The following is a 10,442-nucleotide window of genomic DNA, read 5'->3' as shown; positions in this document are numbered from 1 at the left end:
CCTCGCACCCGCCCATCTCGTCCTCCACGCCGGGCCCCTCCACGTCGAACATGGCCGCCAACTCCGATCGCTGGGCCGTCACGAGTTCATTCTCAGCCACCTGCACATGATCGAACAGGCTGGTCGGGATCGGATTCGGCAGCGCGACGCACTGCGCGCGCAGCTCGTGCGCGAAGGCGTCCGCCTCGATGGCCAGCTGCCGCAGACTCTCCTCGGTGAGCAGGCCCCGCGCTGTCAGGTGGGCGCGCATCCGGTCCAACGGATCACGCCGACGCCACATGCCCAGTTCACTCTCCGGACGGTAGCGGCTGGGATCGTCTGCCGTGGTGTGCGGATTCATCCGGTAGGTCACGGCCTCCACCAGCACCGGGCCACGCCCGGCACGCGCGGTCGCCAGGGCCCACTGGGTCACCGCGAGACACGCCAGCACGTCGTTGCCGTCCACCCGCACGCCCGGGAAGCCGAAGCCGGCGGCCCGGTGGACGATCTCGATTCGGCTCTGGCGCCGAGCGGGCGCTGAGATGGCCCACTGGTTGTTCTGGCAGAAGAACACCAGCGGAGGCGCGAACACGCTCGCCCATCCGAACGCCTCGCTGACGTCGCCCTCGCTCGACGCCCCGTCACCGAAGTACGCAATGGCCGCGTCGTCGGTGCCGTCCCGGGCGATTCCCATCGCGTAGCCGGTGGCGTGCAGCGCCTGCGAGCCCACGACGATCGAGTAGAGGGCGCATCCGTGAGTGTCCGGATCCCAGCCACCGAGCGTCGTGCCGCGATAGATCGCCAGGATTTCCCTCGGCCTGACTCCCCGGCACCAGGCCACCCCGTGTTCCCGGTACGACGGGAACGCCATGTCGCCAGGCCTCAGCGCCCGGCCGGATCCGACTTGGGCCGCCTCCTGGCCCCGCAGGCTTGCCCACAGCCCCAGCTCGCCCTGGCGCTGCAGGCTGGTCGCCTCTTCGTCGAACCGGCGGATGAACACCATGTCCCGATACAGCCCATACAGGTCGTCGTCGGTCAGATCGGCGATCTGGGCGGCCAGATCGGCGGCTGTCCGGGGCGGGTCCGCTCCCGCGGCGCCCGCCCCGCCGGCGCGGGCTCTGGAGGGATCGGGCCCCGGCGCATCGGGCCCGGCTGCCGTCGTCGTGGACGCGGTGGTGATCCGGTGGCCGGCCGGGGTGAGCAGCTGCATGAGCTCCGTCACACTCGCCAACGATAGACCTTGGACGGACAGTGGCAACCGGATCCGGCGGTCCCGCCGTGACGAGTGACCATCGCTCCTGCTCGGTACGGTTGCGCGGTGACGAGTGCGCAGCACATGACCCGCCCGCCGGCCCGGCGTGAGATCGGCAAGGTGGGGATCTGGAGTGGCCAGTTCGACTTCTCCCCGGCCGCGGTCGTCCGGGAGGCGATCGCAGAACTCGACGATCTCGGTTATCCGACGTTGTGGACCGGTGAGGTCAAGGGGCGCGAGGTGTTGGTCACCGCCGCTCTGGCGCTCGAGGCCACCTCCCGGATGACGATCGCGACCGGGATCGCGCAGATCCTCGCCCGTAACCCGCTCACCATGACCGCTGGTCAGCTGGCCCTCGCCGAGGCGTACCCGGACCGGTTCCTGCTCGGACTCGGGGTGTCCCACGCCGAGCTGATGCACATCCGGGGCGCCTCCTACACGCGCCCACTCGCCCAGATGGCGGCGTACCTCGACGAGATGGACCGGATGGCGGTCGAGCAGTACCGGGCCGTGCCACCGCCCGGTGTCCCGCCACGGGTGCTCGCCGCGCTCGGTCCGAAGATGCTCGGCCTCGCCCGGGACCGGGCCGACGGCGCCCACACCTATTTTGTGCCACCCGAGCACACCGCTGCCGCCCGGGACATCCTCGGGCCCGACAAGCTGCTCGTCCCCGAGCAGGCGTTCGTCCTGCACACCGATCCGGAACAGGCCCGTGAGCTCGCCTGCCGGCACACCGGGTCCTATCTTCGGCTGCCGAACTACACGGCGAACCTGCGGCGTTTCGGGTTCGACGACGACGATCTCGCCGGCTCGGGCTCGGACCGCCTGGTCGACACGATCGTCCCCTGGGGGGACGCGGACGTTCTGCTCGGGCGGATCAAGGAGCATCTCGACGCCGGGGCCGATCAGGTGGCCGTGCAGGTGCTTGACTTCGACCGCCGTGGGCTGCCGCGTCGGCAGTGGCGCGAACTGGCACCGGTGCTGTCGGCACTCTGACGTCGGACGGACCGCGGCGGTCGAGCTCGGGATCATGGGAACGGCCGGGACGCGGCCGGTTTGCGAGTGGCTCGTCGTGGCGTGGTCGTCACGGAGGGGGGAGCCTGGCGTGGAGCGGGGTGCAGCCAGCCGGCGTGCTCGGTGCGTTCGGTGCAGAGGAGGGCGCACGGCCGTCGCCGGTGGCGTCGCCGTCATCGTCGGGTTCATGTTCGTCGCCTGTGCCGTGCCCTACGGCGAGGACCGTCCGAGGCCGACGCCGCACGCCGACGGTGCCTCCGCCACCACCGGTCCCCCGGCCGGGGCCACTGCGGCCACCGCGGGAGCCGCACCCGTCGGTGACGGCCCGCGGCGGCCGACGGGGCAGCCGGTCACCATCGCCTTCGGCGGCGACATCCACTTCGAGGGTGCTCCCGGTCCGCGGCTCGCCGCCGATCCGCGGACGGCGATCGGACCCATGTCGGCGGCCCTGACCGCGGCCGATCTCGCGATCGCGAACCTGGAGACGGCGGTGACGGACCGTGGCGCCGCGGCCCAGAAGGCGTATGTGTTCCGGGCTTCGCCCACCGCGTTCACCGCGGTACGGGCGGCCGGCATCGACGTCGTCACGATGGCCAACAACCATGGCATGGACTACGGCATCGAAGGCCTGCAGGATTCGCTGCGTTACGCCCGGGATGCGCACTTTCCGCTCGTCGGCATCGGCGTGGACGACACCGCCGCGTACGCCCCGTACATGACGACGGTCAAGGGGCAGCGTATCGCCGTCCTCGGGGCCACCCAGGTGCTCGACGACGAGTTGATCGCGGCCTGGACGGCGGGTCCGAACAAACCCGGCCTGGCATCGGCAAAGGAGGTCGATCGGCTGGTGCGAGCCGCGCGGGCCGAGGCGGACACGGTCATCGTCTTCCTGCACTGGGGGACTGAACAGCAGCAGTGCCCCAACGAGGCACAGCGCGCCCTGCTCCCCCGGCTGGCGGCCGCGGGCGCGGACGTCGTCATCGGGAGCCACGCCCACGTTCTGCTGGGCGCCAGATGGGCCTCCGACGGAGTGTACGTCGGCTACGGGTTGGGGAACTTTGTGTTCTATTCCTCCGGCGCCGGCCGGAACACCGAGTCCGGGGTGCTGGAACTGACCGTCGCTGGCCGGGCGGTCATGGCCGCTGCCTGGCTACCCGCCCGGATCGTGGGGGGCACCCCCCAGCCGGTGACCGGTGCCGCGGGAGCCCGGGCCCTGGCGAACTGGAACGCCCTGCGCGCCTGCACCGGCCTCTCGGCGACGGCACCCTGACCGACGGCTGCGCGCACTGTGCCCCGCGGTGCGTCCCCTGCTCCGCCGGGAACCTCGCTCAGGTGGCCGGTCGGGCCGCGCAGGTGGCACAGGTGCCGTAGATCTCCACAGTGTGCACGACGTCGACGAATCCCTCGGCGTTGGCAACCTTGGCGGTCCACGCCTCGATCTCCGGTCCCGCGATCTCCACCGTCCGGCCGCAGGAGCGGCAGACGAGGTGATGGTGATGGTCGTCAGAGGCACAGCGCCGGTAGACGGTCTCACCGTCGTCCCGGCGGATCATGTCGACCTCGCCGCGGTCGGCCAGCACCTGCAGATGGCGGTACACCGTCGTGAGCCCGACCGCGGCGCCCTGCGCCCGTAGCCGGGCGTGCAGATTCTGGGCGCTGGTGAAGGCGTCGGTCTCGGCAAGCGCGGCGGAGACGGCGTCGCCCTGCCGGGTGGCACGCACGGCCGTCCCCCGGCTCGGCGCCGGACGGCGCTCTGCCGTCTCATCCCGCTGGTTGCGAGGGTCGCGGGCCGGCCGGCCCGTGCCGGCCGACCTGGTGTCGTTCCCCGCGGTGCTCACGTCGCTCCCTTCGCTGCCGTTCAGTCTGTCTGGTCGGTTCAGTCTGTTGCCGGTGTCGCCCTTACCGTCCGTGCCTCTCATCCCGACTGTGCCGTCCGTCCCGCCCGGAGCGTGCACCAGCCGTGGGGTCGGCTCGGACCCGTGAGCTTCTTGGGGTGTACGGGCCACGTTCTCACTTTCTCATCTCCTCGCCGCGCTGGGCGTGCCTGGCGACGGGAATGGGCACGCGTCCGTTGAACATTATTGACAATGGTTTTCATCCCGGATGTGCTGGGCGGAGGTGTGAATGCGCTTGCGACCTGATCGCAGGAAAGTCCTGAGGTAACTCGCTGCCACCCGTTGCCATTCCCGAGCTCGTGGCGGCGATCCGCTGACGGCCGCACGCTGACGGCCGCACCCACCGGTGATCTGCGACGCTCCGAGGCATAACCTTCGCCCAGAGTAGATCCAGGGCGGAGGGATGCATGGCGGGGCGTAGCGGCCGACCTGGGTGGTTGCGGGAACCGGATCCGCTCCAGAACCCCATCGGTAGTCGGCTCGCCATTCTCGGCGCGATCGTGCTGGTGATTGGCGGGGGAGCGGCGACCCTGACAGGCGGTGCGGACTCGGCGTCCGGGCTGCCCGCGTCGACCACCGGCGGCTCTGCATCCACCGCGAACGGCTCTGCATCCACTGCGAATGACTCTGCCGAGCTGGCCTCCTGCTACCACGGCAGCGAGGGTCTGCGGACCCGGGTCGCCACGGACGTCGCGGCGGCCCGAGCGTATCTGGCCGCCCAGGACGGCGCTTCCCTGCGGCCCGTCTGCGTCTCCCTCGGCACCGACACGCAGGCGGCGCTGACCGCGCCGGTGCCGCCGACCGCGGCCGCGCAGGCGCGGTTCGATGCCGGCGGCAGGGACTATGCCGCCGCTGCGGCGTCCTGCGGGCAGCTCTTCGACGGCACCCGGATCCAGGTCGGCGTGCTGCAGCAGCGCATCGCGTCGTCGTTGGCGGACGGTGACCGGGAATGGGGGGCGCTGGCCGCTCTCATCGGACAGCCGATGGCGACTGCGAGTCCCCCCGCGGCGTCGGGGCGCAGCGGGTGAGGCCGTGCAGGGTGCCGGTGAGCGGAAAGGTCCGGATCTCTTGCTCACACCATCCGGCCTGCCGCAGGGACGCGAGTTCGGCGGCCGTGCCCCGGAGGTCGTAGGCGAGGATGAACAGCAGGATCCGGTCCGGCGGTTGCGGGCGGCTGCGGATCGCGCCGTCCGCGCCGTCCTTCCCGATCACGCTCAGGAAGGTTGTCGCCGATCGGGGTACCCGGGGCCCGATCGGCGGTCCCCCGGGCGATGCGTCGTCGCTGAGGTCCATGGCGTAGAGCCAGCCCGCTCGCGCCAGTCGGCCGCCGACGATGACGAGATCGCCCGCCCGATACTCGGCGCGGGCGGCGATCGTCGCGTCGACCATGGCCTCGATCGGACGGGGATCGTGGCGTTCGTCCCACAGCGTGATGGTCCCGCCGACCGCGCAGACCGGCATCACCGCCAGCGCGATCAGGCCGACGGCCGCGGGAAGCCGCGCCGGCCCGACCGGCCTGGCTGCCTGGGCCGTGCGGGCCAGGCGGGCCGTGCGGGCCAGGTCTGCAACGCCGACCGCGACGATGATGGTGAGCAACGGAACCAGAAACAGACTGGTCCGACAGGCCCCGAAGGGCCAGTAGCGTCCGGCGCTGGCCGCGAGCTGGAGCAGTTCGGCGCCGATCAAGGCGACGATAAGGATCATCCCGTCGGGGCGTCGGCGCAGTACCCGGACTCCGAGCGCCAGCGCAACCGCCGTGGCCGTCCCGACGAGCAGCGTCGGGAGGCGATGCCCCTCGAGGAGGGAGTGCACCAGATTGGGGTCATAACGGTCGATCCCGGGCGGAGCGCCACCGAGAATCGCGCCGGTCTGTTCGAGCGTGAACCGCAGGCCGCCAAGGATCCCTCGATCGGCGAGGAAGTGATCGTCCCAGAAATGGCTCGCCCGTTGACTGGACTGGTGCGCCACAAAGATCATCATGTGGGCGCCGGCCAGGAGGAGGGCGGGGCCCACCCGTCCGGCGGTGCGTACCACGGTGCGTCGGGGCACCGCGCGGACCAGGTCGTAGCCAGCGAGGGGAACCAGCAGAAACACCGCGGGCAGCGACAGCAGCGCCAGCGCCCCGGCCGCGGTCCGGCGTGGGAGCGTGGCCTGTCCTATCCACAGCGCGATCACCGCGAGGGTGACCACCGCATCGAGGACGTAGGGCTTGAGCTGTGTGCCGGTGTCGACGACGGTGCCGGCGAGGGCGGCCGTCACCGCGGCGGCCACGGCCGGCACCCGGCCGGTGAACCGCCGCGCGAGCAGGAAGCCGCCCGCAGCGAGCAGCGGTAGCCAGATTCCCGCTCCGACGAGCCGGAGCGACCAACTGTGCCAGCCGAGGATGGTCCCGGTCAGTCGGGTCAGCGCCAGTGAGCCGACCGAGGACGGGGTGTTGGCCGCCGTCAGTTCCGACCAGAACGTCGGCCACGGTTCCCCCGCGAAGTGCGGGCGCCACAGCTCGTCGTACCAGAGCGGACGATCGATCCGGGCTCGCAGCGCGATCTGCGCCCCGATCGTGGCGGCGACCAGCAGACCCACGAGCAGGACGTCGCCACGCCGTTTTTCCACAGATTGTCCACAGGGCGTTGGTGTCCTGTGGACAACCTCCCCGATGGTGTCGATTGCTCCGTCAGTTCTGTCGCTGGGAGGGGTGCTGTCGCTGGGAGGGGTGTTTGTAGGAGGCCAGGAAGCGATCGATCCGGCCGATGGCGTCCGTGAGATCGTCCACCGCGGGCAGGGTCACGATCCGGACATGGTCGGGATGCGGCCAGTTGAAGCCGCTGCCCTGGACGAGCAGGATCTTCTCGGCCAACAGCAGATCGAGGACGAACCGCTCGTCGTCCCGGATCGGGTAGACGGCGGGGTCCAGTCGGGGGAAGGCGTACAGCGCCCCCCGCGGCGGGACGCACGACACCCCGGGGATGTCGTTGAGGAGCTTCACGACCGTGTCTCGTTGTTCGCGCAGCCGGCCGCCGGGCAGGACGAGGTCCCCGGCGCCGCCGTCCTCCGTGAGGGCGGCGACCGTGGCGAACTGCCCGGGCGCGTTGGCGCACAGGCGCATGTTCGCGAGGATGTTCACTCCCTCGATGTAGCTCGAGGCGTGGCCGCGCGGACCGGACATCACCATCCACCCGGCCCGGAACCCGGCTAGCCGATAGGACTTCGACAGCCCGTTGAAGGTCATGCAGACCAGGTCCGGCGCGAGCACCGCGGTCGCGATGTGCTCGGCGTCGTCGTAGAGGATCCGGTCGTAGATCTCATCGGACAGCAGCATCAGGTGGTGGCGGCGGGCGACCTCGACGATGTTCTCCAGCACCTGCCGGTCGTAGACGGCACCAGTCGGGTTATTTGGGTTGATGACGACGATCGCTCGTGTCCGCGGGGTGACCTTGGCGGCGATGTCGTCGGGGTCGGGCGCCCAGCCGGCGGACTCGTCGCAGAGGTAGTGCATGGGCCGGCCGCCGCACAGGCTGACCACGGCCGTCCACAGTGGATAGTCGGGCGCGGGGAGCAGCACCTCGTCGCCGTTGTTGAGCAACGCCTGCAACGACATCATGATCAGTTCGGAGACGCCGTTGCCGAGGTAGACCCCGCCGGGGTCGAGGCCGGTGACCCCCTTACGGAGGTGATAGCGCACGACCGCTTCCCGGGCGGCGAGCAGTCCCTTGGAGTCGCTGTAACCCTGTGCATCCGCAAGGTTTGCCACGACGGCCTCGAGTACCTCCGGCGGTGCGGAGAAGCCGAACGGCGCGGGATTGCCGATGTTCAGCTTGAGGATGCGCGAACCCGCAGCTTCCAGCCGGGTCGCTTCATCGAGGACAGGCCCGCGGACGTCGTAGCAGACGTCGGCGAGCTTGTCGGACTGGGTGAACTCCATCTACCCAGAGTAGGTGGGCTGTCCAGCGGATTTTCTGCCGGCCGGCGGCGTGCCGGCGAGTTCACCCCGAGGGAGTGGCTCCGAGGCTCAGCCACCTTCGTAGATGATCGTTACTCAACGGTTGCGTGCTCATCCGGCCGGATCGGCTGATCCGTGCCCGGTCGCCGAGAGCCGTGCCGCTCCTTGGCACGAAGGTCGACTGATTATGGACGTCGTCCTGTGTTTCGGGTCCAGTCCACTCACCTGCACTCCGGCAATCTTGTCACCGGTCGCATCAGGTGGGATCAGGTGAATACGTACTGATCAGATCCGGTTCGGCAAGCGCATACGTGGTGAGGTCGATGCGTCGACCGGCGTCTGGAGGCAGGCAGAGCACGACGTCGTCCATGGAACCTCCTCGATATAAGGTTAGGCTTACCTAAACATGCCTTGCTGCGAGATCAAGAGAAGGGGTGCCAGCTGCGGGCATCTGACCTGCAGCCGTGGTCCGGGTGTCCACGCGGCTCGATGCTGCGGGGCCACCGGGGTCTTATAGGGGGGCGAGGATTCTAGGCTGTCGTGGTCGGAGAATGTCTCGCCCTCGAGGAGGAGGTGCCGGTGATCTTCAGATTGGTCGGAGACGGTCGCCCGTACCCCGAGCACGGCCTTGGCCAGCGGGACTGGGCGGCCATTCCCCCTCGCCAGGTTCGGCTCGACCAGCTCGTTACCACCAAGCGGGTGCTCGCACTCGATGTTCTTCTCGATGAGGACTCGACCTTCTACGGTGACCTCTTCCCTCACGTCGTCGAGTGGGGCGGAGCTCTCTACCTGGAGGATGGCCTGCATCGTGCTGTACGGGCCGCGCTGCAGCAGCGCACGTCCATACACGCCCGCGTCTACGTTCTGACCGGCCCGGCCCTGACCGGTCCGGCTCAGTCGTCGGCGGCGCGGTAGATGACGAAGACGTCCTTGCCAACCCTGGCGAAGAGGTAGCGTGGACAGTCTGATGTCGGACGGTACGCCATGATCGGGCGGAACACCGGCGACCGCCTGACTTCCTTGAGGCTGCCACCTGCCATCTGGCGTGCACGGCTTCCTGTGATGTCCAGCTCGTCTGAACGCTTGTACCATCCGCCGCAGTAGCGGATCTCGTCCGGTCGTGATGTCCACGCGGGGGTGTGGAAGAACCACATCAGATACACCGTCCGCATCAGCAGCACAAGCAGCAGGATGATGAACAGGGCTCGGATGAAGTTCCCAGCTCGTCCGGGCGCGAGGATGGGGCTCACAAGGTTAGGAGCCTACGGGCATCCCGTTCGTAGCTGAGCATCGGCTCTCGTGTCCCCCCACATCGGGTCGCGGTACGCCGAGGCAGACAGTTGGATCATTTCCATACCCCCTAGGGGTAAATCAGGCTACTTGTCTTGTCGGGACGGTCTCAGCTGGCGCGGTTGAGGGACTATCGCCGAGGAGCTCCAACAGATCCAGACCCGGATGCAGCCGCGGTGCCTGCTGCGTCAGCGTTCCGTCACGATGGCGGGCGACAATCGAACCGTCGCGTCCGCGCTGCAGAACAATCCGCCTTTCATGAATAGTCCGATGATGAAAGGAACAGATCAGAACGAGATTGTCAAGATCTGTGTTTCCGCCTTTGGATGCCCATTCCTTCATGTGATGTATCTGGAGCCAGCGGGTATGATGGCAACCCGGATACTGGCATACTCCTCGGTCGCGCGCATAAATTGCTAGCCGCAATCTCGTGGTCGGGTTTCGGCGGGTGCGACCCAGCGTGAGAGGGTTTCCCTTGGAGTCTATAATAAGTGTCCGAAGGAGGCTGTCGCAAGACAGTCTTCGAACGACGTTCGGTAGAACAGGGATGTGGTCCTTCACGTCACACCTTCGGGTATTCAGCCCATGCCCTTCTTCATGTTGCTGGAGGGGGGATCCCTTGTTTTCTTGGCTTGAACCGATGAGTGTATCAATATCTATGTGGACATTTATCGCGTGAGATGTCGAGCTCATCAGCGTGGGAGCGCCAGTAGAGAGGAAAGATTCGGACATGGGCGTCAAGGCATCGGCTTTCATCTCAGGACCTGCGTGTGTTATCGAGGTATTATTGATCAAGCCCTCGGCATTGGATGTCATGGAAGAATCTTCCCGGTCGGCGTCTCGGGAGTCGTGCAGGCTTGACATGGCCATGACGAGAGCGATCTCAATGATCGCACCACGGGTTGGATCGAGGCGGACGGACAGTGAAAATGTTCCATCTTCGTTCCACCGCCAGTCGGGTAGCCGGCGGGAATCGCACCCGCCGGCTCCCACGGATCCGTACGTGAACCTCTCGGTTCATACGGCTCTTACCGCCCGGCGAACGAGCCTCCGCAGTCGGTGACCCATGCCCAGT

Annotated in this window: 10 protein-coding genes; 4 read left to right on the top strand and 6 right to left on the bottom strand. The window is 68.3% G+C overall.

What is annotated here, in order from left to right; all coding sequences use genetic code 11:
* Nucleotides 1-1,189: pyruvate dehydrogenase (acetyl-transferring) E1 component subunit alpha (gene pdhA, locus AC08OQ_RS05170; RefSeq protein WP_476611921.1), on the bottom strand; the 1,189-nt coding region annotated here is incomplete at its 3' end.
* Between the two features lie 126 nt (nucleotides 1,190-1,315).
* Here pdhA and AC08OQ_RS05165 point away from each other — a divergent pair.
* Together AC08OQ_RS05165 and AC08OQ_RS05160 are read left to right on the top strand one after the other, a co-directional pair.
* Nucleotides 1,316-2,227, top strand: coding sequence for an LLM class F420-dependent oxidoreductase (locus AC08OQ_RS05165; RefSeq protein ID WP_462186461.1), 912 nt, complete (start codon nucleotides 1,316-1,318; stop codon nucleotides 2,225-2,227).
* A gap of 205 nt (nucleotides 2,228-2,432) precedes the next feature.
* A complete protein-coding gene (locus tag AC08OQ_RS05160) occupies nucleotides 2,433-3,515 on the top strand; it encodes a CapA family protein (RefSeq protein WP_476600564.1) in 1,083 nt (360 codons plus the stop codon).
* A gap of 58 nt (nucleotides 3,516-3,573) precedes the next feature.
* Here the strand turns inward: AC08OQ_RS05160 and AC08OQ_RS05155 are convergent, their stop codons facing one another.
* Nucleotides 3,574-4,083 carry a Fur family transcriptional regulator gene (locus AC08OQ_RS05155; protein ID WP_476600562.1) on the bottom strand — a complete coding sequence of 170 codons (510 nt, stop codon included), beginning with the start codon at nucleotides 4,081-4,083 and terminating at the stop codon, nucleotides 3,574-3,576.
* A gap of 464 nt (nucleotides 4,084-4,547) precedes the next feature.
* Here AC08OQ_RS05155 and AC08OQ_RS05150 point away from each other — a divergent pair, with 464 nt between their 5' ends.
* Complete coding sequence (locus AC08OQ_RS05150; protein WP_476600560.1) at nucleotides 4,548-5,168, top strand: hypothetical protein; 621 nt, start codon at nucleotides 4,548-4,550, stop codon at nucleotides 5,166-5,168.
* On the opposite strand, the gene AC08OQ_RS05145 is transcribed toward AC08OQ_RS05150, so the two are convergent.
* On the bottom strand, nucleotides 5,110-6,750 hold the full coding sequence (locus tag AC08OQ_RS05145; protein WP_476600558.1) for a hypothetical protein: 1,641 nt from the start codon (nucleotides 6,748-6,750) through the stop codon (nucleotides 5,110-5,112). The two genes, AC08OQ_RS05150 and AC08OQ_RS05145, sit on opposite strands and share 59 nt — an antisense overlap.
* Before the next feature lie 61 nt (nucleotides 6,751-6,811).
* The gene (locus tag AC08OQ_RS05140; RefSeq protein WP_476600556.1) at nucleotides 6,812-8,059 is read right to left on the bottom strand and encodes a pyridoxal phosphate-dependent aminotransferase; all 1,248 of its coding nucleotides are present in this window, start codon (nucleotides 8,057-8,059) and stop codon (nucleotides 6,812-6,814) included.
* Between the two features lie 597 nt (nucleotides 8,060-8,656).
* Between AC08OQ_RS05140 and AC08OQ_RS05135 the strand changes: the two genes are divergently transcribed.
* A complete protein-coding gene (locus tag AC08OQ_RS05135) occupies nucleotides 8,657-8,992 on the top strand; it encodes a type II toxin-antitoxin system VapB family antitoxin (protein WP_462186460.1) in 336 nt (111 codons plus the stop codon).
* On the opposite strand, the gene AC08OQ_RS05130 is transcribed toward AC08OQ_RS05135, so the two are convergent.
* A complete protein-coding gene (locus tag AC08OQ_RS05130; protein WP_462186441.1) occupies nucleotides 8,971-9,327 on the bottom strand; it encodes a hypothetical protein in 357 nt (118 codons plus the stop codon). The genes AC08OQ_RS05135 and AC08OQ_RS05130 overlap by 22 nt on opposite strands.
* A gap of 121 nt (nucleotides 9,328-9,448) precedes the next feature.
* On the bottom strand, nucleotides 9,449-10,060 hold the full coding sequence (locus AC08OQ_RS05125) for an HNH endonuclease (RefSeq protein ID WP_476611920.1): 612 nt from the start codon (nucleotides 10,058-10,060) through the stop codon (nucleotides 9,449-9,451).
* Nucleotides 10,061-10,442: the final 382 nt, after the last annotated feature.

The sequence above is a fragment of the Frankia sp. CcCS3 genome (assembly GCF_977927575.1).
This window is presented reverse-complemented; position numbering and strand designations above follow the sequence as displayed.

What these genes read in the sequence shown, in the direction of transcription:
- AC08OQ_RS05140 (WP_476600556.1), bottom strand. Translation starts at nt 8,059, where the DNA reads ATGGAGTTCACCCAGTCCGACAAGCTCGCCGACGTCTGCTACGACGTC.
- AC08OQ_RS05160 (WP_476600564.1), top strand. Translation starts at nt 2,433, where the DNA reads ATGTTCGTCGCCTGTGCCGTGCCCTACGGCGAGGACCGTCCGAGGCCG.
- AC08OQ_RS05150 (WP_476600560.1), top strand. Translation starts at nt 4,548, where the DNA reads ATGGCGGGGCGTAGCGGCCGACCTGGGTGGTTGCGGGAACCGGATCCG.
- AC08OQ_RS05165 (WP_462186461.1), top strand. Translation starts at nt 1,316, where the DNA reads ATGACCCGCCCGCCGGCCCGGCGTGAGATCGGCAAGGTGGGGATCTGG.
- AC08OQ_RS05125 (WP_476611920.1), bottom strand. Translation starts at nt 10,060, where the DNA reads ATGAGCTCGACATCTCACGCGATAAATGTCCACATAGATATTGATACA.